This is a genomic window from Caballeronia sp. PC1 (genome assembly GCF_021353155.1).
GTDB classification, from domain to species: Bacteria; Pseudomonadota; Gammaproteobacteria; order Burkholderiales; family Burkholderiaceae; genus Caballeronia; species Caballeronia cordobensis.
In genome coordinates this window covers 1,546,651-1,568,493 of sequence record NZ_JAJUBH010000003.1, presented here as the reverse complement: position 1 = coordinate 1,568,493, position 21,843 = coordinate 1,546,651, and the positions used below count along the sequence as shown (strand labels likewise).

The following is a 21,843-nucleotide window of genomic DNA, read 5'->3' as shown; positions in this document are numbered from 1 at the left end:
CGCGTCCTCAAACGCCCAGATAGGCATGCAGTTTTTCCACATTGGCGGGGAGCTCGTCGATGCCGAAGCCATCGACGATGCGCCCGTGCTCCATCACGTAGAACCGGTCGGCGACCGTGGCGGCAAACCGGAAGTTCTGCTCGACGAGGAGCAACGTGAAGCCGAGCTCCTTGAGCCTCCGGATCGTGTGACCGATCTGTTCGATGATCAGCGGCGCGAGGCCCTCGGTCAGTTCGTCCAGCAGGAGCAGGTCGGCACCGGTACGCAGGATGCGGCCGAGCGCGAGCATCTGTTGCTCGCCTCCCGAAAGCTTCGTGCCCTGCGTCGTATCCATGCGTTCCCGCAAGTTCGGGAAAAGCTCCAGGATCGATTCGATGTCGAGGCCGCCGCCGCGCAGCACCGGCGGCAGCATCAGATTCTCGCGAACCGAGAGGCTCGCAAAGATGCCTCGCTCTTCGGGGCACAGCGCGACGCCTGCATGCGCGATGCGCTCCGGCAGCAGGCCGATGGTTTCGATGCCGTCCTTGTGGATCGAGCCGCGACGCCTGGCGACCAGCCCCATGATCGACTTGAGCGTCGTGCTCTTGCCCGCGCCGTTGCGGCCGAGCAGGGTAATCACCTCGCCCTTCCGGACGTCCATGTTCACGCCATGCAGGATGTGGCTCTCGCCATACCATGCGTGGAGGTCCCGCAGTTCGAGCATCGCCCGGCCGTGCGTTGGTTCAGCCATGACCGCCCCCGAGATAAGCTTGTTGCACCTCCGGATTCGACGCCACCGTGTCGTAGTCGCCTTCGGTGAGCACCTGACCGCGCGTGAGCACCGTAATCCGGTCGCACAATGACGACACCACCGACAGATTGTGTTCGACCATCAGCACGGTTCGGCCGCTGCTGACGCGGCGCACGAGTTCCACGATGCGCTCGATTTCCTCGTGCCCCATCCCCGCGGTGGGCTCGTCGAGCAGCATCATGTCGGGGTTCAGCGCCAGCGTCGTCGCGATCTCGAGCGCGCGCTTGCGGCCGTACGACAGCGACACCGCGGCGATGTTCGCGTGCGAGGTCAGACCGACGTCCGCGAGCAATTCCATCGCACGGTCGTTGAAGACGTTCAGCACGTTCCTGGATCGGAAGAAATCGAACGATCCGCCACGTGCGCGCTGCAACGCCACGCGCACGTTGTCGCGTACCGACAGATGAGGAAACACGGCGGAGATCTGAAACGAGCGCACCAGCCCGAGACGCGAGACATCGGATGGCGCCATCGGCGTGATGTCTCGCTCGTTGAAAAGGATCTGCCCGGTCGTGGGAACCAGAAACTTGGTCAGCAGATTGAAGAGCGTCGTCTTACCGGCGCCATTGGGTCCGATCAATGCATGGATCGAGCCGCGACGCACCTTCAGATCGACACCGTTGACCGCGCGAAAGCCGCTGAAGGCTTTCGCGAGGTTACGGCATTCCAGAATCGTATCGTTCATGAAAGCGCCCGCTCACTTGTTCTGGCTGAGCAGCGGACATTCGCTTTTGGAAAGCGGACGGAAGGCCTGATCGCCCGGCACGACGCGAACCAGTTGGAGCAGGTCCCACGGATTGCTCGACTCGGACGGCTTTTTCACCTGCACGAGATACATGTCGTGCACCATGCGGCCGTCCTCGCGCAACTTGCCGTTTCTGGCGAACATGTCGTTGACCGGCATGTCGCGCATCCTGGCCATCACCGTCTTCGCGTCTTTCGAGTTCGCGGCCTGCACGGCCTTCAGGTAATGCAGCACCGCGGAATAGACGCCTGCCTGACTGTCGTTCGGCATCGCGCCGTTGTTGCGCGCCTGGAACCGCTTGGACCATGCGAGCGCTTCGGGACTCTGGTTCGGGAAGAAACCGGTTGAATACGTGAGGCCCTGGGCGTCCTCCAGCCCCATCGCCTTCAGGTCGGTCAGGAACACGACGAGCCCCACGAGCTTCTGTCCGCCGTCGGTAACGCCGAACTCGCGCGCCTGATGCACGAGCTTGACGGTATCGGTGCCGGCGCCCGCCATCGCGATGTATTGCGCCTTCGACGCCTGCGCCTTCAGCAGGAACGACGACATGTCGGCTGCATTCGACGGGAACCGCACGGTCCCCACCACCTTGCCCTGCGCCGCCTGAATGAACGATTCGGCGGACTTTTGCAACAACGTGCCGCCCACCGAGTCCACCGTCAGGAAGAACCAGGTCGATCCCGGCTTCACCTCCGATGTCAGGACCCGTCCGGACGAGTAGTTGTCGTAGGTCCACATCGCACCGGTCGGCGAGCACTCCTTGTTCGTCGCCACGTCGGCCGATCCGGACGAGATGATGGAAATGCGGCCGAGGTTCTTCGCGATATTCTGGACGGCAAGGGCGATGCCCGAATTCGGCAGATCGACGATGACGTCGACGCCCTGGCGCTCGTACCATTCACGCGCGAGCGACGCGGCGACATCCGCCTTTTGCTGATGGTCTCCGGACACCAGTTCGATCGGGTTGCCGAGCACCTTCGAGCCGAAATCCTCGACGGCCATCTTCGCGGCAAGCACCGATCCCTTGCCTGACAAGTCGGCGTAGGTACTGGACATGTCGGTAAGAACGCCGACCTTGACTGTCTTGTCGGATGTCTGAGCGGCGGCGTTCGTTAGTATGCCGAATAATAGACAAGCAGCGATTGCAACGACTGGTTTCAACATTTCTCCGTCTCCTGATCTAGTTTGAATTTCGAGTCAATCTATGTTGGCGGTTCGTCCGCCGCAACATCGGTTCCTGGTGCGTTCCGTACTTGGAAAGTGTGAATACCCGCCGTGCATCAACTGGCCAGTTGGTGCGCTTTCCTGACGCCGGCGCCCGCCGCCAGGAATCCGCCATCGACCGCCAGACATTGCCCGGTGATGTAGCGGGACTTTTCAGATGCGAGATACGCAACCGCATCGGCGACTTCATCAGGCTCGGCCATGCGATTAAAGGGGATATCGTCGAGGTACTCGGCGAAGTCTTCCTTCGAAAGCTGCTCGCGTAACATGGCGCTCTCGACCGGGCCGGGCGCGACCGCGTTGCAGCGCACCCCCAAAGGCGCGTATTCCAGCGCCGTCTGGCGCGTCAACTGGATGATGCCGGCCTTCGAAGCGCCATAGGCGACCCGCCCGAACCCGGCGCGAATCCCCGCTATCGACGCGATGTTGACGATCGCGCCGCGACCGCTGCGCGCGAGGAGACCGGTCGCCAGTTGAGTCAGGACTAGCGGCGCGGTCAGGTTGAGTTTCAGCACTTCATCCCAGTGCGCGAGCGAGATCTCGCGCACCGGTGAAAGCCTGGCCATCCCGGCATTGTTGACCAGCACCGACAGTTCCGTCAGCGCGGAAAAATAGGCGCGGCAGGCATCGAAGTCGGTCACGTCCAGCGCATCTGCCCGAATGCCTTCGGGCGGTGCGAAGTCCGCGAGCGACTCCGGCCGGTCGAGGATGACGACGTTCCAGCCGTCGTCCCTGAGACCGCGAGAAATCGCCAGACCGAGTGTGCCGGCGCCTCCTGTAACGATTGCGGTTCCCTTGCTCATCGAATGTCCTTTTATAAGCATCGCGAGACGCCCGTCCCCTGCGCTGCGCCCTTGCCTGCCGGAACGCGAAATCCGGTCAATAGATCGTGACGCCGCTGTCCACGGGAATCGTCTGTCCCGTCGTGCGACGCGACTCGTCCGAAGCCAGATAGACCGCCACATGCGCCATGTCGGCAGGCTCGCAGGGCCCCAAGAGACACTGGTCCGCCAGCTTGCGCAGTTCCTCGCGCTCGCCTACCAGATGCCGCACGCGTTCGGAAAGCGTCAGGCCGGGCGCGATCGCGTTCACACGAATGCGGGACGCGGCATATTCCAGCGCCATCGAACGCGTCAGTGCATGGACGCCGCCCTTCGCGGCCGTGTAGCAGTCGCGGTCGCTCAGCGCCATCAGCGCAACCATCGAGGAAAAATTGATGATCGAGCCGCCGCCCGCTTGCTGCAGATACGGGATGCCGTATTTGCACACGAGGAACGTGCCGAACAGATCGAGCTTGATGGCCCGCCAGAACTCGTCTTCCGGCGCATCGGTCACGCGGGCGTCATCCGGCGTGGAGCCGCCCGCGGCATTGCAAAGGATGTCGATGTGTCCGAATGCCTGCGCCGCTCGTGCGAGGCCGTCGCACACATTCTGTTTGTCGGTCACGTCGAGCCTGACCGGAATGATCTTGTCCCCGCCTCCGCTGGCGTCGGCCGCTGCTTCCGCGAGATTCAGGTGAACATCGCCCGCCAGCACCCGTGCGCCCTCGGCGATGAAGTTCTTGCAGATTTCAGTTCCGATGCCGCCCCCAGCGCCGGTCACGAACGCGACCTTGCCGTCCAACCTTCCCATTTCAAGTCTCCCTAAAAAACCCGATGTCGATCGTTCCGCAACGCGCATCACCACGCCGCATCCAGCACGGCCATCACTTCGTCGGCCGAGCGGATCGGCCTGGGATTGGTTGCCACGATCGGGTCCCGCAATGCGGCGCGTGCGACAAAAGGCAGATCCTCACGGGCGACGCTCAAGTCGCGTAACCGGGACGGCAACCCGAGTTCATCGGCGATCAGCCCACGCAGCGCATCCTCGAACGCGCCGGCTTCGAAGGGCTGTTCCAGCATGGCTTCGAGACGGCGGCACAGCAGCGCGCGGCGCTCAGCGGTGGCCTCGGCGTTGAAGCGAACGACCTGCGGCAACAGCACGCAGGACGTATGGCCATGCGCGACCTTGCAGCGGCCACCCAGTTGATGCCCCAAGCCATGACTAAGACCCAGGCTGACATTCGCCAGCCCGGACACCGAAAGCCAGGCGGCGATCTGACAGTGCATGCGCGCCTCCAGGTCTTCGGGATTGCGGCGGGTAACGGGCAACCAGCGCATGAGCGCGGCCAGCCCTTCGATGGCCAGCGCATCGACCATCGGTTGCGCGGTGATCGAGAACCACGCCTCGACACAATGATCGACAGCCTTGATGCCGGAGGACAGCCATAGCCATTCAGGCGTGTTCAGCGTCAGTTCCGGGTCGAGAAGAACGGCGCGCGCACCGAGTTTGCGGTCCCGATACAGGTCTTTCTCGCCTTGAGCCGTATTCGACAAGCCGGCGATATCGGTGAACTCGCCCGCCGAAAGCGTCGTGGGTACCGCGTAGATCGGCAGGGCCACGCCTTGCATCGGCGGCACGATGCGGGTCGATGGATAGTCGAAGCGGATCGCGCACGGTTCGAAATCCGCGGCTGCACGCAGGTCATCTGCGAGCGCCCACACCGCGCCCTTGGCCGTGTCGCTCTGCGTGCTGCCGCCGAAACTGATCACCGCGTCGGCTGCCTTCTCGCGCAGGCATTCGGCGGCTGCGATGGCGGTTTCGCGCGGCACATGCGGCTGCGTCTCGCAGAACACCCCGGCGCAACGCCCGCCCGTGGCCGATATCACGGCATCGAGCAGCGCGGGCGTGTTCGCAAGCGTCTTTCCGGTGACGACGACTGCCCGGCGAATGCCATCGCGTTCCAGCAGTTGCGCCAACTGGTCGATGCATCCCGCGCCGAACCGGACTTCATCGACTGCGGGCCGGATGAACTGGCCATGCGTTCCCGTTCGTGCAAGTTCCATCGATATTCCGTCTCCTCGACGCAGCCTCAGGGACCGGGGGTGAAACCTACCCGGCGGAACGAGCGATTCGTTCCCTGCATTCCTGTCTTCGTGCTGCCGATGATCGAGCGCACACATCGCACCGTCAATCGGGCCTGAGATCCTCTACCGTACTTTGAAACCGCGTGTCGTTCGCGAGCCTGCGCGAGACGGCGCGCCAAAGGAAGTTTCGACGCGCGGAACAACGCCCGGCCGCGCGTTGACGCGTTCACGGCCAGCGCACAGGATCGCTTAACGTTGCAACTGAATTCTTCTACGCATGAACCACACTGAATCCGCGATCAATGTCCATCGCCCCGGCGACTGCCGGGAACTCTGCGCACTCATTCGTCCAGGCGATACCGTGATGTGGGGTCAGTCGCATGCAGAGCCGGTGACGCTCATGCGCGCGCTCGTCGCTCAACGGGAGCATCTGAAGCGGGTCCGCCTCTTTCTGGGTATCGGTCTTGCCGACGTACTCAGCCCCGAACATGCCGACGCCTTCGATTTCCTCGCCTATTGCGGCAGCGGCACCAATCGCAAGCTCGCGCGCGCGGGCGTGCTCGACATTCTTCCGGTGCACTACTCCCAGCTTCCGGAACTGATTCGCAGCGGCCGCCTGCGGATCGACGTCGTGATGCTGCAGGTATCGCCTCCGGATGAACATGGCCGATACAGCCTCGGGCTCGCACGCGAGTATCTGGTCGAAGCGGTCAAACACGCACGCGCGATCGTCGCGGAAGTCCATCCCGACGTGCCGTGGACCTACGGCGGCCCGTATCTCCAGCAAGCCGACATCGATCTGCTGATGGCGTCGGACGCGTCGTTCCCCGACACTCCGGCGGCTGAGGCCGGACCCGTGGAGCAGATGATCGGACGGCATGTCGCTTCGCTGGTGGAAGACGGCGCGACGCTGCAGACGGGGATCGGCTCGATTCCGGACGCGGTGATGGCGCAACTGCGAGACAGACGCGATCTCGGCGTGCACACCGGCAGTATCGGCGATGGTGTCGCAGCGTTGTGCGAGGCGGGCGTCGTGACGAATGCGCTAAAGACGATCGATACCGGCATCACCATCGGCGGGGTCATCATGGGCTCAGCGCGCACGCGCCGTTTCGCGCACCGCAATCCTTCGATCCAGTTGCGCGGCACGGAATACACGCACGATCCCGACGTGCTGCGCCGGATCGATCGCTTCGTCGCGATCAATTCGGCGGTGGAGGTGGACCTCACGGGCCAGGTCAACGCCGAAGCGATCGGCGACACGTATGTCGGTGCGGTGGGCGGCGTCGGCGATTTTCTGCGTGCGGCGCAGGCTAGTCGGGGGGGCGTGCCCGTGGTTGCGTTACCGTCGACCGCCGGCCGGCACAGCCGTATCGTCACGCGCGTATCGGGGCCCGTAACGGTGCCGCGAAGCGACGCATGCGTGATCGTCACCGAATACGGGATTGCCGATCTGCGCGGCCTGTCGATCGCCGAGCGCATTCCGAAGATCATTGCCGTCGCGCATCCGGACCACCGCGAACGGCTGGAGCGCGAGTGTCATACGGGCCGTTGAGGTCAAGGCTCGCAGTCGATGTCGTTCAGCACACTGGACAGCGTCAGCGCCGCGGCCTTCAATGCGGGCGCCACGCGCCGGCGGATGGCCGTCATGTCTGGCTCCAGTTCCACCGCGCCGCAGTTGAGCGCCATCAGCGTGCGGGTTCGGCCGACCACGATCGGCAATGCAATGCCAAACGCGTTGCGCTGATACTCGCCTACCGACATGCATACGCCCGATTCCTTCAGATCGCCGAATGCGGCATCGAGATTCGCGCGTACCGTTCCCGCATCGTCTCCGGCCGCTTCGAGCAACTCGGCAATCAACGGTTCGCGCTCCGCGTCCGGCAGCGCATACAGATAGGCGCGTCCCACCGCTGTCGATGCCATCGGCAGAAGCGAACCGACGCCGAGGCGCAGCGTGGCGATGGTCGCACTCGCCCGCCACGCGATATACACCATGTCGAGCCGATGCGGCACCGCCAGCGCAACCGACAGGTTCAGCTTGTCGGCAAGCTGCTGCATGACGGGCGCGACCAGCCGCGTGACAGGATTGGCCTCCAGGTAGGCGTGCCCCATGCTCAGTGCGCCCGCGCTGAGTTCGAACTGGCGTCCGCCGCCCACCCTGCGCAGATAGCCGATCGAGATCAGGGTCGTCGTCAGCCGGGATACCGTGGCCTTCGGCAGACCCGTGCGGCGCACGAGTTCCGCGTTCGATAACGGGGCGCGGGTCGCACGAAACGCATGGAGCACTTCGAGTCCGCGTTCGACGGTCAGCGTTACACCTTTGTGCATGTCGGTCTTGTCCATGTTCGTTTCAGTCGATGACGCCCGCCTGCTCCTGCAAGCGCTGCGCGGCCGCAACCAGCCGCGGCCCGAGTTCCCGTTCGACCCGTGCACGCCCGAGCCGGGCACTGCGCCCGATGCACGAGAGTACGAGCGGCGTCTGGTCCTGCACCACCAGCGGCACGGAGATAATCGTCAGGTCCGGCTCCCATTCGCCGATCGACATGCAATAGCCGACGTTATGCACCTGCGAGATGCCCTGGCAGATACGGCGGCGCAGCCCGGGCCAGTCGCGTCCCGCCTTGCGCTCGATATTGCCGAGCAGATAGAAGCGTTCGAGCTCCGGCAATGCCGCGAGCAAGGCCCAGCCCATCGGCGACGATGCGATGCGCAGGCGCGTGCCCGCATACAGCTTGAGATCGACCGATGCGGGTTTGCTCACACACGTTCCGAGCACGATCACGTCGAGACGGTCCCGCGAGCCGAGCATCACGTAGGTTTCGCTTCCGGTCGCGAACGCCTGCATTTCGAGTCGTGCGAGCAGTTGCACGTTGGAATGGGCCGTCGCCGCATAACCGAGCGACAGCACGGGTGCGGCGAGCCGATACTTGCGGCGCTCCGGTGAATAATGCAGATACCCGAGTGCGACGAGCGAGCGCGCGATCCGCGAAACCGTCGGTGCCGGGATGCCCGTTCCGATCATGAGCTCCTGGTTGCCGAGCCAGGCCTCGTGCGGTGGAAACGCCGCCAGTATCGCCAGACTTCGCGCCAGCGGAGCGACCATGCCCGGCGACGCGTGCGCGCCCTCGGCAGGCTCGCTGTCTCCGATCTCTACGATCGACGCGTCGTACCGGCTCGCGTCTTGATGCGCTGACGAACGCAGCGCTGTCTGATTTGCCTGCAGCGACATCGATAGCTCCATTGTCTCGTCCCTCCGATGCCTTGCATTACACGAGCGAGGCGCAAACGAGTCAAATCAAAGCGTAGCCGCGTTCCGTACTCTGGAATCGCGACCGGGCCGGCAATGGCAGCTCGGTCGGAAAACTCGGGGTTTTCCCGGCGAATTCGCTTTCGAGGCGCGCGTGTCGGGCTGGTCGAAGTACGGAACAGTAGCGCGCCGACGTCAGTCGCGATGATGAAAGAGCGGCGCGTGATCCATCCAGTCGTAGTGGCCAGCGCCGCTTGTCCAAGCCCAGTTGAGGTTATCGCGCCGTGCACCGCTCGAATCCGCTCCGACCGCCGATGGTCCGGCGCCGATCGTCTGTTCATCCACGGCACGCTGTTCATTACAGCGTTTGCTGGAGTCCGTCATTGCATCCTCTCTCTCGGCGTTATTGAGCATCGCGAATCATGGCGCGGGCGATCACCAGTTGCTGAATCTGCGTCGTGCCTTCATAGATGCGGAACAGCCGCACATCGCGGTAGAAGCGCTCGATGCCATACTCGGCCATGTAGCCCGCGCCGCCGAAAATCTGCACGGCGCGGTCCGCCACGCGGCCGCACATTTCGGACGCGAACAGCTTGGCGCAGGACGCCTCGGTGCTCACCGGCAGCTTGTCGTCGCGGCGGCGCGCGGCGTCCACCACCATGCAGCGGGCCGCATAGATTTCGGACTTGCTGTCGGCCAGCATGGCTTGCACGAGCTGGAAATCGGCGATCGGCTTGCCGAACTGCGTGCGCTCCACCGCGTACGACAAGGCCATCGACAACATGCGTTCGGCCACGGCCACACACACCGCGGCGATATGGATGCGGCCCTTGTCCAGGACCTTCATCGCGGTCTTGAAGCCTTGCCCTTCCTTCCCGCCGATCAGGTTGGCAGCCGGCACGCGCACGTTGTCGAAGATCACGTCGCAGGTATGCGCGCCCTTCTGCCCCATCTTCTTGTCGCGCTTGCCGAAGCTTAAGCCCGGCGTCTTCGCGTCGACGATGAATGCCGAAATGCCGCCCGAGCCTTTGTCTTCTGGATTGGTCCGGGCCATGAGCGTGAAGATGCCCGCGTGGGGCGCATTCGTGATGAAGCGCTTGGTGCCGTTGACCACGTAGTCGTCGCCGTCCCTGATCGCCGTCGTGCGAAGCGAGGCCGCATCGGAGCCGGCTTCCGGCTCGGTCAGCGCAAAGGAGGCGATCAGCTCGCCGGTGGCTAAGCGTGGCAGGTATTTCTCCTGTTGCTCGGGCGTACCGTCGAACAGGATGCCCTGCGAACCGATGCCCACAGTGGTCCCCAGCAGCGAACGGAAGACCGGCGAAGCGCGGCACAGCTCGAACACCGCGAGCACTTCCTCTTCCATCGTCAGTTCGAGGCCGCCGAAGCGCTCGGGAATGGTGAGACCGAAGAGGCCCATCGCCTTCATGTCGGCGACGATATCGTCCGGAATCTCGTCGGTTTCGGCCACCAGGTCCTCGTTGGGCACGAGGCGCTCGCGCACGAATCGGGCGATGGAGTCGAGCAGGCCGTTGAGCGTTTCTTGATCGCGAATCATGTCGGTACGCTTGAAAGATTGAAGAACACGACAGGATGCTGCGCCGGGCCGCCCATCCGGAACAACCTCATTGGCGAAAACGTTCCGGAAGATGGAATCGTCCCCGCAAGACGGGCACGGGCGCCGACTTCCGGGACTGGCAGGGCGTCTACCAAGGTACGGAACAATGGTCGCGCTTCCGTTGACCGGCGGGCGGTGCGGACCCATCGTACGAACTCGAATCAAACGATGCCACGTTCGCCATGCCGCTCCGCGCCGATTACTTGTTGAACCGTCCGTTTCCCTCCATCGAGCAGGCTTACTCGCTGCGCGATAGCCAGGTCTATGCCCTCGGTCTCGGCCTCGGCGCCGATCCGCTCGACGCAGGGCAATTGCGTTATGTCTACGAAGGCAGTGACGGTCAGTCGCTGCGCGCGTTGCCGACGATGGCGAACGTGCTCGCCTACCCCGGTTTCTGGGCGCGCGAAGCGGACACGGGCATCACCTGGCAAAAGATCCTGCACGCCGAGCAGGAAATCAGGATCCACGCACCGTTGCCGGCCAGCGGACGCATCAACGGCACGACGCGCATCACCGGGCTGTGGGACAAGGGCCCCGGCAAGGGCGCGTTCCTGCAGCAGACGCGCGAGATCGCCGACGCGCAAACGGGCCGCCCGCTGGCGACTGTCGTGCAACTGAGCCTGTTGCGCGGCGACGGCGGCTTCGGTGCAGGCGGCAGCACGGGTGCGCCGCCCGCGCCCCACGCGATGCCCGACGGCGCGCCCGATCACGTGTGCGATCTCGCGACACCCGAGCAGCTTGCGCTGATCTACCGCCTGAGCGGCGACCTGAATCCGCTGCATGCCGACCCCGCCGTGGCCGCCGCGGCGGGCTTTGCGCGCCCCATTCTGCACGGCATGGCCCTGATGGGCGTAGCCGCCCATGCGGTGCTGCGCACCGTGCTCGATTACGACGACGCGCGCTTCGCGGGCATGCGCGTGCGCTTCACGGCGCCCGCTTGGCCCGGAGACACGCTGCGTACCGAGATGTGGATGCGCGGCAGCACGGTGTCGCTGCGCGTGACCGCCGTCGAACGCAATGCAGTGGTTCTGAACAATGCGCGGGTCGATCTGCGCTGATCAATATTTTCTCAGGAGAGACACATGGATCTGGGTTTGACCGGCAAGGTCGCGATCGTCACCGGTTCGGCGCGCGGGCTAGGCGCCGCCACGGCGCGGCGTCTCGCGCAGGAAGGCGCGAAGGTCGTCATCACCGACATCAACGCCGAACTGGCGCAAGCCACCGCGAAGGCGCTGCGGGACGAAGGACTGGCCGCGCACTGCGTCGTGGGCGACATCACGCGCGAAGCCGACGTCCAGCGCCTCGTGGATGACACGGTCGCCCATTTCGGCGGCGTGCACGTTCTGGTCAACAACGCCGGTGCGCCGCGCGACAAGTACCTCGTGAAGATGAGCGCGGACGACTGGGATTTCGTGATGAACGTCATGCTCAAGGGCGCCTTTCTGGCCGCCCGGGCCGTCATGCCGCATTTCATCGAACAGGGCTGGGGACGGCTCATCAACATCAGCTCGCGCGCGTATCTCGGCAACCCCACGCAGGCGAACTATTCGGCTGCCAAGGCGGGGCTGATCGGCATGGCAAAGGCGCTGTCCATGGAGGAAGGCCGCTACGGCATCACCTCGAACTGCGTCGCGCCCGGCTTCATGGAAACGGAAATGGTGCAGGCGCTGCCGACCTACGAAACGATCAGGGAGCGCGCCGTGGCCGCCCAGCCGATCAAGCGCGTCGGACGCCCGGACGACATCGCGGACGCGGTGGCCTTCCTCGCCAGCGAGCGCGCGGGCTTTATCAGCGGCGAAGTGCTGCACGTCACGGGCGGACGCTACGGCTGATCGCGCCACGATAGAACAGGAACGATAGCCGCCAGCGCGCGACAGGCGAGCGCTGGCGGTGCAGGATTGATGACATTGAAGAGGCATTCGAAATGAAACGAGCAGCCATCGTCTCCCCGCTGCGCTCCCCCGTGGGCGCGTTCGGCGGAGCGTTGAAGGGCGTACCCGTCGAGGAACTCGGCGCCACGGTCGCGCGCGCCGTCGTGGAGCGTACCGATCTGGATCCCGCGCGCATCGATGACGTCGTCTTCGCGCAGAGCTATGCCAGCGGCGAGACGCCGTGCACCGGGCGCTGGGTCGCGCTGCAGGCGGGCTTTCCCATCGAAGTGGCGGGCATGCAGCTCGACCGGCGCTGCGGTGGCGGCGTGCAGGCGCTGGCCACGGCGGCGATGATGGTGCAGACCGGCGCGGCCGACGTCGTGATGGCCGGCGGCGTCGAGAGCATGAGCAACGTCGAGTTCTATACGACCGACATGCGCTGGGGCAAGCGCGCAGGTTCGGTCACGATGCACGACCGGCTCGACCGCGGCCGCGAGCGCTCGCAGCCGGAAAGCCGCTTCGGCCGCATCAGCGGCATGATCGAGACGGCGGAGACGCTGGCGCGCGAGTACGACATCACGCGCGAGGCATCCGACCGCTTCGCCGCGCGCAGCCATCGGCGCGCCGCCGCCGCGCAGCAAGCCGGGCATTTCGATGCCGAGATCGTTGCCGTCCCCGTGCCGCAGCGCAAGGGCGATGCACTGATCGTGAAGCAGGACGAAGGCGTGCGTGGCGAGACGACGCCCGAAAGTCTCGCCAAACTGCGCAGCATCATGAAGGAAGGTGTCGTCACCGCGGGCAACGCCTGCCAGCAGAACGACGCCGCGGCTGCCTGCCTGATCGTGGCCGAGGACAAGCTCGACGAGCTGGGTCTCACCCCGATGGGCTGGCTGGTCGGCTGGGCTGCCGCGGGCTGCGATCCGGCGCGCATGGGCATCGGCCCCGTGCCCGCCGTGCGGAAGGTGCTGGCGCGCACCGGGCTGACGTTCGACCAGATGGACCTGATCGAGCTCAACGAGGCCTTCGCGTGTCAGGCGCTGGCCTGCGTCAAGGGCTGGGGCAGTACCATGGACGCGCTGGAAGACAGGCTCAACGTGAACGGCTCGGGCATCTCGCTGGGCCATCCCGTGGGGGCGACGGGCGTGCGCATCATGAGCACGCTGCTGCACGAAATGCAGCGCCGCGAGGCCCGCTATGGCCTGGAGACGATGTGCATCGGCGGCGGCCAGGGCATCGCGATGATTTTCGAACGCGCCTGAAGGCAGGAGACCGATCATGAGCAACCTGGAATCTGGTCACGCGTCCGGTCACATCTGGCAGCCGGGCGAGCGCGAACTGCAGAACGCCGGCATCGTCAAGCTGATGCGCGCGCTCGACGTGCGTTCGTATGACGAACTGATGCGCGTGTCGATCGCGGAGCCGGAGCGCTACTGGCAAACCGTGATGCGCGAATGCGCGATCGCGTGGGATGTGCCGCCCACCGGCTACGCGGACCTCTCGCGCGGCCCGCAGTTTCCGAGCTGGTTCCCCGGCGGCCGGCTCAACTGGGTCAACACGATCTATGCGTGGGCGCGTCGTCCCGCCACGGCACAGCAAAAGGCGGTGGTGGCCGAACGCGAGGACGGCAGCGTGAGCGCGCTGACCTATGCGGAACTGGAGCAGCGCGTGCGCGATTTCGCGGCGGGCCTCGCGAGCCACGGTGTCAAAGAAGGCGACCGCATCGGCCTGCTGATGGAAAACGGCGTCGAGGCGACCATCTCGCTTCTGGCCATCGTGCATCTGGGCGCGCTGGTCGTGCCGCTCTTCAGCGGCTTCGGCGTCGATGCGATCGTCGCGCGCCTGTCGGCCGCCGAGGCGCGTTTCGTGATCGCGTCCACGGGCTTCGCGCGCCGCACCAAGCGCGTGAACGTGGAAGGCGCGCTGCGCGACGCATGGCGCCAGTTGCCGCTGCTCGAACATGTGGTCTGGAAGCGCGCCGAGGGCGAAACGGCGCAGGACGAACGCGACCTGGACTGGCAGGAAACCTCGGTCGCCGCGCGGGGCCGAGGCACGGACGCCGTCACCGTCACGCCCGACACGGCCTTCATGGTGATCTACACCTCCGGCACCACGGGCAAGCCCAAAGGCGTGGTGCACACGCACGGCAGTTTCCCGATCAAGGTCGCGCACGACTCACTGGTTCATTTCGACGTGCATCCCGGCGATGTCTACTGCTGGCCGGCCGACATGGGCTGGATCGCGGGCACGCTGGTGCTCGGCTGCGCGCTGCTGCGCGGCGCGACGCTCGTGTGCTACGACGGCGCGCCCGATTATCCCGACTGGTCGCGCATGTCGCGCGTGGTCGAACGGCACCGGATCACGCATTTCGGTTCGGCGCCCACGCTGATTCGCGGCATGGCGAGCCACGAAGCGCTGGCGCTGGCGGGCGACCGCTCGACAGTGCGCTTGCTGATCACGGCGGGCGAAGGCATCGCGCCGGAGCACTTCAACTGGTTCCTGCAGCGCTTCGGCGACGGCACGGCGCCCGTCATCAACTACACGGGCGGCACGGAGGCTTCCGGCGCGTTGCTCGCCAGCGTGCCGATCCGTCCGATTCCGCCGAGCGGCTTCAACACGGTCTCGCCCGGCGTCGCGGCGGACGTGGTGAATGCCGAGGGCGAAAGCGTGACGGGCGTTGTGGGCGAACTGGCCATGCGAGCGCCCTTCGTCGGCATGACGCACTCGTTCTGGCGGGACGACGAGCGCTATCTGGAAACATACTGGCAGACCATTCCCGGAATCTGGGTGCATGGCGACCTGGCGCTGCGCACGCCCGAGGGCAACTACTTCATGATGGGACGCTCCGACGACACGCTCAAGGTCGCCGGCAAGCGCCTGGGACCGGCCGAAGTGGAGGAAGTCGTGCTGGAACTGGCCGACGTATCCGAAGCGGCTGCCATCGGCGTGGCGGATGCCGACAAGGGGCAGAAGCTCGTCGTCTTCGTCGTGCCGAAGCCCGACGCGAGCGTCGTGGCCGCGGAGTTGACGTCGATCGTCTCGGCTCATGTCGACAAGCGCCTCGGGCGGCCGTTCCGGCCGGGCTGCGTGCATGTCGTCGCGCAACTGCCGAAGACGCGCAGTTTCAAGATCATGCGGCGCGTGATCCGCAGCGTGTATTGCGGCTTGCCGCCCGGCGATCTGTCGTCGCTCGACAATCCCGCCGCGCTCGACGAAGTGCGCTCGGCTGCGAGCTCCGGTTGACTCACCGTCCGGACATCCAACGATGTGTGCGCGTGCGAGGCGCAATCGGAACTGCTACCTGATCGACAACGTGAACAAGACATGAAAGTACTCGAAGGCATCAAGGTCCTCGATTTCGGACGCTTCATCGCCGGGCCGTTCTGTTCGGCGCTGCTGGCCGACTATGGCGCCGACGTCATCCGCATCGACCGCGTCGGCGGCGGCGAAGACCGCTTCATCGTGCCCGTGACCGAACAGGGCGAAGGCGCGCTGTTCCTGCAGGTCAACCGCAACAAGCGCTCGATGACGCTCGACCTCGATAGTCCCGAGGGGCGCGACATCGTGCGCAAGCTGGTGGCCGATGCCGATGTGGTGATCGCCAACATGCCGCCCCGCACGCTCAAGAGCCTGGGGCTGGATTACGAAAGCCTTTGCGAGATCAAAAGCGACATCATCCTCGTCGCCTCCAACGCGTTCGGCAACAGCGAGGCCGTGCGCGACCGCGTGGGCTTCGACGGCGTCGGCCAGGCCCTGAGCGGCGCGGTCTACATCGCGGGCACGCCCGACCGGCCGCAAAAGGCCATGGTGCCCGTGGTGGACTTCGCCACGGCGTTTTCCTGCGCGCTCGGGGTCATGCTGGCGCTCTACGAACGTCAGCGCAGCGGCATGGGTCAGGAAGTCACCGCCTCGCTGCTGTGCACGGGCCTGAACATGGCAAGCGGCGCGCTGATCGAGGAAGCCTTGCTCGGCCTGGACCGCCAGGCCACGCTGAATCGCGCGTCGGGTTATGCGCCGTCCGACATCTTCAAGGCGAAGGACGGATGGTTCATCACCCAGGTCATCGGACGGCCGATGTTCAAGCGCTGGACTCAACTGATCGGCCAGCCGGAACTGCTCGACGATCCGCGTTTTGCCGACGACACGCTACGTGGCGAGAATGGCGAGATCCTGAGCGACCTCATGAGCCGATGGTGTGCGGACAAGACGCAGGCCGAGGCGCTCAGCGCACTGGAAACGGCCCGCATTCCGGCGAGCCCTGTCAACTCGCCGCGCCAGGTGCTGGAGGACGACACCATCAAGGCCGCCGATGTGATTCGCTGGATGGACTATCCCGGCGCGCCGAAGAAGGTGCCGATCTTCGCCACGCCCGTCTCGCTGTCACGCACGCCGCCGGAAATCCATACCCGGCCGCCGCTGACGGGCGAGCACACCGAGGAGATTCTGGCCGGGCTCGGACTCGATGCCCAGATGGTCGCCGATTTGCGGTCGCGCAAGATCGTGTGACGGGGTTCATGCGCCAGGCGGCATCAACGGCGTGGTGCTGAAGCGTTCGAACGCACCGAAACTTCGGAGTGCATTGGAAGATGCAATCTGACTGGATCAAGCGTCCCGGCATCTCCCTTCCGTACATACATCAAAAACCCCCTCCTCCACACAGGGCGCCGCGACGCCCACTCTCTTGCCAACCGGAAGCCGGCTGGCGCGTGCCGGACAGATTCGTCACCGTCGAATCGAGACTTCGGAAACGCTCAATTGGCTTGCCGTGGACATGCTCTTACTCTAGTCGTGACGAATCGGATTCGCTTCGAATTCCCCGTACAGGCAGTAGCCGGGAACGACGACAGATTCGTCCGCGAGTGCAAGAGTTTGCGTGGCTGTAATCGACACACTTCAAAGAGCCGGGCCCAGCCCGTCGACGAGCAACAGCGGAATCGCGAGCAGGTTCGTCGCGCCCGTCGCATCTCCCGACGATCTGCCCGGCTATAAGACCTGCACAACAAAGGTAAGGAGACAACGTGAGTCAAGCAACGCCGCCGGTCCGCAGCAGTCTATTCGTTATCCTTCTCTGTTTTCTGACCCTCGTGGCCGACGGCTACGATCTGATCGTGTACGGGACGACCGTTCCGCATCTGCTGAATGAACCCGGCTGGCATCTCAGCCCCGCCGGCGCGGGCATGATCGGAAGCTGGACGCTGGTCGGCCTGATGGTCGGGCTGGCCGCGGCAGGCCCGCTGACCGACAGCATCGGACGGCGCCGCCTGCTCATGGCGGGTGTCCTCTGGTTCTCCGTGGGTTCGATCGTCTGCGCGCTCGCGACCTCGCCGACGTTCCTGGGCGCAGCGCGCTTCATCACCGGAATCGGCATGGGCGGCGTCGTGCCTTCGGCGGTCGCGCTGTCGGTCGAGTACGCGCCCAAGTCCCGGCGCCAGCTCTACAACGCGCTGACCCTGACCGGCTATTCGGTGGGCGGCATCGTGTCCGCATTGCTCGCCATCGCATTGCTTCACGAGCATGGGTGGCGCCTCTTGTACGCGCTCGGCGCGTTCTATGCACTGATCCTTCCGGTGATGTACTTCTTCCTTCCCGAGTCCGTGGACTTTCTCGTCGATCGTGGCCGGCTCGACGAGGCACGCAAGCTCGCAACCCGGTATTCGCTCGATTTCGACCAGATCCTGCGCGACAAGCACGCGCAGCGCGCGCCGCTCGACGGCGTGCGAGCGAAAAGCGGATATCAACTGGTGCTCTCTCGCGAATTTCGCGCGACCGCGCTGCTGCTCGCGTTCATGACGTTCTGTGTTCAGCTCATCATCTACGGGCTCAATGCGTGGCTGCCCCAGTTGATGCGCTCGGCCGGCTATCCGCTCGGTTCGTCGCTGCAGTTCCTGCTGGTGATGCAGCTGGGCGCCGTCGTGGGCATGCTAGGCGGCGCGTGGCTGGCGGACCGCCTCGGATCGAGACATGTGATGCTTCCGTTTCTCGTCATCGGCGGACTGTCGCTGATCGCGCTGAGTCAGAAGCTCGATTTCGCATGGCTGATGCTCGCCGTGTTCGGCGCCGGGCTCGGTTCGATCGGCACCAGCAGCCTGATCTACGGCTACATCGCCGCGCACTTCCCGGCAGCGTGCAGAGGGTCCGCGCTTGGCGGCGCGCAGGCCATCGGGCGCTTCGGCTCGATTCTGGGACCGATGATCGGCGGCTGGATCGTCGGATCCAACCTCGGGCTGCACTGGAACTTCTATGCGTTCGCGATCCCCGCCGTCATTGCGGCGACGATCGTGCCGTTGATTCCGAAGACGCAATAAGAGCCGCTTCGATGGAAATCTACGACTACATCGTGGTGGGCGCGGGCTCGTCGGGCTGTGTGGTGGCGAGCCGCCTGTCCGAAGATCCCGCCGCTCGCGTGCTGCTCGTCGAAGCCGGTCCGGACATGAACAACTTCTGGGTGCGCACGCCTGCGGGCGGCGGCAAGCTGTTCATGGACAGGCGGTTCAACTGGGCGTTCGATACCGAGCCCGTTCCGACGCTCGGCGGGCGCACCGTGTACTGGCCGCGCGGCAAGGGACTCGGCGGCAGCAGCTCGATCAACGGAATGATCTACATGCGCGGCCAGCCGGGCGACTTCGACCACTGGGCCGCGCTCGGCAACCCTGGCTGGAGCTGGACCGAGGTGCTGCCCTACTTTGTCCGATCGGAGACGAATCAGCGCGGCGCGAACGACTATCACGGCGCCCGGGGTCCGCTGCACGTGAGCGACGCCGCGATCACGCACCCGACCGCCGACGACTTCATCGCCGCCGCGCAGCAGATCGGCATTCGCCGCAGCGAGGATCTCAACGGACCGCCGCACGAAGGCGTCGCGTATCGCCAATACACGATTCGCAACGGCCGCCGCCACACCTCGTATAACGCGTTCATCGAGCCCGTGCGCCATCGTGGCAACCTGACCGTGCGCACGGGCGTGCGCGTGACGCGCGTGGCGCTGGAAGCCGGCGAGGCGACCGGCATCGAGGTGCTCGAACGCGGCGAGCGGCGCATGATTGCCGCCACGCGAGAGGTGATCCTGTCGGGCGGCGCCCTCGCCTCGCCCCACCTGCTGATGCTGTCGGGCATCGGCGATGCGGCGGAACTGCGCCGGCACGGCATCGCCGCGACCGTCGACGCTCCCGGCGTGGGCCGCAACCTGCAGGATCACTGGTTCGGCTCGTTCGCGTGGCGCGTCTCGCCGGGAAGCTCGTACAACCACCGTCTGCGCGGGCTGCGGAAGTATCTGGAGGGCGTGCGCTATCTGCTCACGCGCGGCGGTTATCTCGCGATCGGCGCGGCCCCCGTGACGGCCTATGCGCGCAGCGAGCCCGGACGCCCCGAAGCGGACCTGCAACTCACGGTGAGTCCGATGACCTTCAAGTTCGACGCGTCGGGCGCGCCGGTCGTCGATGATTTTCCGGCCATCGGCGGATCGATGGTTCTGCTGACACCCGACTCGCGCGGCCATATGGCGCTCAAGTCGTCCGACCCGCTGCAAGCGCCCGCGTTTCATCCGAACTACCTGAGCGACGCGGGAGACATTCGCCGTTCGATTGCGGGCCTGCGGATGATGCGGCGCATTGCCGAAGCCGCACCGCTCGCGTCGCGGATCGTTCACGAACTCGTGCCGGGCGCACCAGCCACGACCGACGAGCAACTGCTGGCGCATCTCAAGACGAACGGCAACAGCGGCTGGCATCAGGTCGGCACGTGCCGGATGGGCGTCGACGAAACGGCCGTCGTCGATCCCCGGCTGCGCGTGCACGGCGTCGGCAGGCTGCGTGTCGTCGATGCGTCCATCATGCCGCGGATCGTGGCCGGCAACACCAACGCGGCCTGCATCATGATCGGCGAAAAGGGCGCCGACATGATCCGCGCGGACGCCGCCCCGCCCCGCGCGGTGTCTATCTGACTCCTCATCCAGGAAAGGCTTTTCATGCAAGCAACCGACCGAACAATTCCGCTGAAGCATCCCGACGCCTTCTACATCGATGGCCAGTGGACGCCCGCGCCCTCCTCCGACACCTTCGAGGTGCTCGACTGCAGCACGGAACGCGTCGCGGCGCACGTCGCACGAGCCGATGCGGGCATCGCGTCGCGCGCAATCGACGCCGCGCGCCGCGCCTTCGACCATGGGCCATGGCCGCGCATGACGCCCGGCGAGCGCTCGGTCTATCTGGAAAAGATCGCGCAACGCCTGGAAGCGGCGAACGACGCGTTCGCGCGCGGCTGGAGCATCGAATCGGGCATCCTTCAACGGATCGCCAAACCGCGCATCGGCCAGTTTCTCGGCGCGGCGTTTCGCCAGTACGCCGCGATGGCCGAGACGTATCCGTTCGTCGAACCGCGCCGCTCAGCCACCGGACATCAGGCTTACGCGGTGAAGGAACCGGCCGGCGTGGTACTCGCGATCGTTCCCTGGAACGGGCCTGCCGCGCTGCTCGCCTACAAGGTCGCGCCGGCGCTGCTCGCGGGTTGCACGGTCGTCGTCAAGCCGTCGCCGGAAGCGCCGACGTCGGCGTATCTGTTCGCGCAGATCTGTGACGAGATCGGATTGCCGCCCGGTGTCGTCAACGTCCTGACGGCCGACCGCGACGTTTCCGAAACGATGGTCCGCAATCCGGCAGTCGACAAGATCACCTTTACCGGCTCGACATCGGCTGGCCGCAGCATCAGCGAGGCGGCGGCCGGCCGGATCGCGCGCGTCACGCTGGAACTGGGCGGCAAATCGGCGGCGCTCGTTCTCGACGATTACGACATCGACGCGGCGGCCCAGGCGCTCGGCCAACCGTACTTCAGCTATCTGACCGGGCAGGTGTGCCACAGCCTGACGCGCATCATCGTTCCGCGCGCGAAGCACGACACCATGGTGGAAGCGTTGAGCGCGGCCGCGCGGGCGATGGTGCCCGGCGATCCCTTCGACGACAGCACGACGGTCGGTCCGCTTGCGACCGCACGCCAGCGCGACACCGTCGAGCGCTACGTGGCCAAGGGCATCGCCGAAGGTGCGACGCTCGCGGCCGGCGGTGCGCGTCCGCGCCACCTGTCGCGCGGCTTCTTTTTCGAGCCGACGGTATTCGGGAATGTCGACAACCGGGCGGCCATCGCGCAGGAAGAGATCTTCGGACCGGTGCTGTCGGTGATCGCCGCGGACAGCGAAGCGCATGCGATCGAACTCGCCAACGATTCCATCTTCGGGCTGAACGCCGTGGTGTTTACGTCCGACGCCGGGCGTGCACTGCATGTGGCACGGCGGCTGCGCACCGGCAGCGTCGGCCATAACGCGTCGCGCACCGACTTCTCGATCGGCTTCGGCGGATTCAAGCAATCCGGTATTGGGCGCGAAGGCGGCGTCGAAGGGCTGAATGCGTTCGTCGAATCGAAGACCATCGTGCTCGACCAGCCGCTGGCATAACAC

Annotated in this window: 19 protein-coding genes; 9 read left to right on the top strand and 10 right to left on the bottom strand. The window is 65.4% G+C overall.

All coding sequences use genetic code 11. From position 1 onward, the window contains the following. Nucleotides 1-7: 7 nt before the first annotated feature. From LY284_RS31725 to LY284_RS31700, 6 genes are all read right to left on the bottom strand, one after another. A complete protein-coding gene (locus tag LY284_RS31725) occupies nt 8-703 on the bottom strand; it encodes an ABC transporter ATP-binding protein (RefSeq protein WP_233390264.1) in 696 nt (231 codons plus the stop codon). A gap of 19 nt (nt 704-722) precedes the next feature. Beyond that, nucleotides 723-1,475 (bottom strand): ABC transporter ATP-binding protein, encoded by a 753-nt coding sequence (locus LY284_RS31720; protein ID WP_045460667.1) that lies wholly within the window; start codon nt 1,473-1,475, stop codon nt 723-725. A gap of 12 nt (nt 1,476-1,487) precedes the next feature. Continuing rightward, nucleotides 1,488-2,699 (bottom strand): ABC transporter substrate-binding protein, encoded by a 1,212-nt coding sequence (locus LY284_RS31715; RefSeq protein ID WP_233390262.1) that lies wholly within the window; start codon nt 2,697-2,699, stop codon nt 1,488-1,490. A 116-nt stretch (nt 2,700-2,815) separates the two neighbouring features. Then, complete coding sequence (locus tag LY284_RS31710) at nt 2,816-3,562, bottom strand: SDR family NAD(P)-dependent oxidoreductase (RefSeq protein ID WP_233390260.1); 747 nt, start codon at nt 3,560-3,562, stop codon at nt 2,816-2,818. A 76-nt stretch (nt 3,563-3,638) separates the two neighbouring features. Then, nucleotides 3,639-4,391 carry an SDR family NAD(P)-dependent oxidoreductase gene (locus tag LY284_RS31705; protein WP_233390258.1) on the bottom strand — a complete coding sequence of 251 codons (753 nt, stop codon included), beginning with the start codon at nt 4,389-4,391 and terminating at the stop codon, nt 3,639-3,641. Nucleotides 4,392-4,438: 47 nt separating this feature from the next. Next, nucleotides 4,439-5,644, bottom strand: coding sequence for an iron-containing alcohol dehydrogenase (locus LY284_RS31700; protein ID WP_233390257.1), 1,206 nt, complete (start codon nt 5,642-5,644; stop codon nt 4,439-4,441). Nucleotides 5,645-5,942: 298 nt separating this feature from the next. On the opposite strand from LY284_RS31700, the gene LY284_RS31695 reads away from it, so the two are divergent. Beyond that, nucleotides 5,943-7,220, top strand: a complete 1,278-nt coding sequence (locus LY284_RS31695) for an acetyl-CoA hydrolase/transferase family protein (RefSeq protein WP_233390255.1) — start codon at nt 5,943-5,945, stop codon at nt 7,218-7,220. 2 nt (nt 7,221-7,222) lie between these two features. Here the strand turns inward: LY284_RS31695 and LY284_RS31690 are convergent, their stop codons facing one another. The 4 genes from LY284_RS31690 to LY284_RS31675 form a co-directional block, all read right to left on the bottom strand. Then, a complete protein-coding gene (locus LY284_RS31690) occupies nt 7,223-8,011 on the bottom strand; it encodes an IclR family transcriptional regulator (RefSeq protein WP_233390253.1) in 789 nt (262 codons plus the stop codon). A gap of 7 nt (nt 8,012-8,018) precedes the next feature. After that, a complete protein-coding gene (locus LY284_RS31685) occupies nt 8,019-8,897 on the bottom strand; it encodes an IclR family transcriptional regulator (protein ID WP_233390252.1) in 879 nt (292 codons plus the stop codon). A 213-nt stretch (nt 8,898-9,110) separates the two neighbouring features. After that, entirely contained in the window at nt 9,111-9,329 is a 219-nt protein-coding gene (locus LY284_RS31680; RefSeq protein WP_233390250.1) for a hypothetical protein, read from the bottom strand. Beyond that, nucleotides 9,319-10,470: an acyl-CoA dehydrogenase family protein gene (locus LY284_RS31675; RefSeq protein WP_014252351.1), complete on the bottom strand. Its 1,152-nt coding sequence runs from the start codon at nt 10,468-10,470 to the stop codon at nt 9,319-9,321. The genes LY284_RS31680 and LY284_RS31675 overlap by 11 nt, the downstream gene beginning before the upstream one ends. 242 nt (nt 10,471-10,712) lie before the next feature. Here LY284_RS31675 and LY284_RS31670 point away from each other — a divergent pair, with 242 nt between their 5' ends. From LY284_RS31670 to LY284_RS31635, 8 genes are all read left to right on the top strand, one after another. Beyond that, complete coding sequence (locus LY284_RS31670; protein ID WP_233390248.1) at nt 10,713-11,588, top strand: MaoC family dehydratase; 876 nt, start codon at nt 10,713-10,715, stop codon at nt 11,586-11,588. Between the two features lie 24 nt (nt 11,589-11,612). Next, nucleotides 11,613-12,362 (top strand): SDR family NAD(P)-dependent oxidoreductase, encoded by a 750-nt coding sequence (locus LY284_RS31665; RefSeq protein ID WP_233390246.1) that lies wholly within the window; start codon nt 11,613-11,615, stop codon nt 12,360-12,362. A gap of 92 nt (nt 12,363-12,454) precedes the next feature. Further along, nucleotides 12,455-13,660 (top strand): acetyl-CoA C-acetyltransferase, encoded by a 1,206-nt coding sequence (locus LY284_RS31660; protein ID WP_233390244.1) that lies wholly within the window; start codon nt 12,455-12,457, stop codon nt 13,658-13,660. Between the two features lie 16 nt (nt 13,661-13,676). After that, the gene (locus LY284_RS31655; protein WP_375294308.1) at nt 13,677-15,641 is read left to right on the top strand and encodes an AMP-binding protein; all 1,965 of its coding nucleotides are present in this window, start codon (nt 13,677-13,679) and stop codon (nt 15,639-15,641) included. An 81-nt stretch (nt 15,642-15,722) separates the two neighbouring features. Then, nucleotides 15,723-16,904: a CaiB/BaiF CoA-transferase family protein gene (locus LY284_RS31650; protein ID WP_233390242.1), complete on the top strand. Its 1,182-nt coding sequence runs from the start codon at nt 15,723-15,725 to the stop codon at nt 16,902-16,904. Between the two features lie 512 nt (nt 16,905-17,416). Further along, nucleotides 17,417-18,703 (top strand): aromatic acid/H+ symport family MFS transporter, encoded by a 1,287-nt coding sequence (locus tag LY284_RS31645; protein ID WP_233390240.1) that lies wholly within the window; start codon nt 17,417-17,419, stop codon nt 18,701-18,703. 11 nt (nt 18,704-18,714) lie between these two features. Further along, on the top strand, nt 18,715-20,337 hold the full coding sequence (locus tag LY284_RS31640) for a GMC family oxidoreductase (protein ID WP_233390238.1): 1,623 nt from the start codon (nt 18,715-18,717) through the stop codon (nt 20,335-20,337). 24 nt (nt 20,338-20,361) lie between these two features. Further along, on the top strand, nt 20,362-21,840 hold the full coding sequence (locus LY284_RS31635) for an aldehyde dehydrogenase (RefSeq protein ID WP_233390235.1): 1,479 nt from the start codon (nt 20,362-20,364) through the stop codon (nt 21,838-21,840). Nucleotides 21,841-21,843 lie beyond the last annotated feature (3 nt).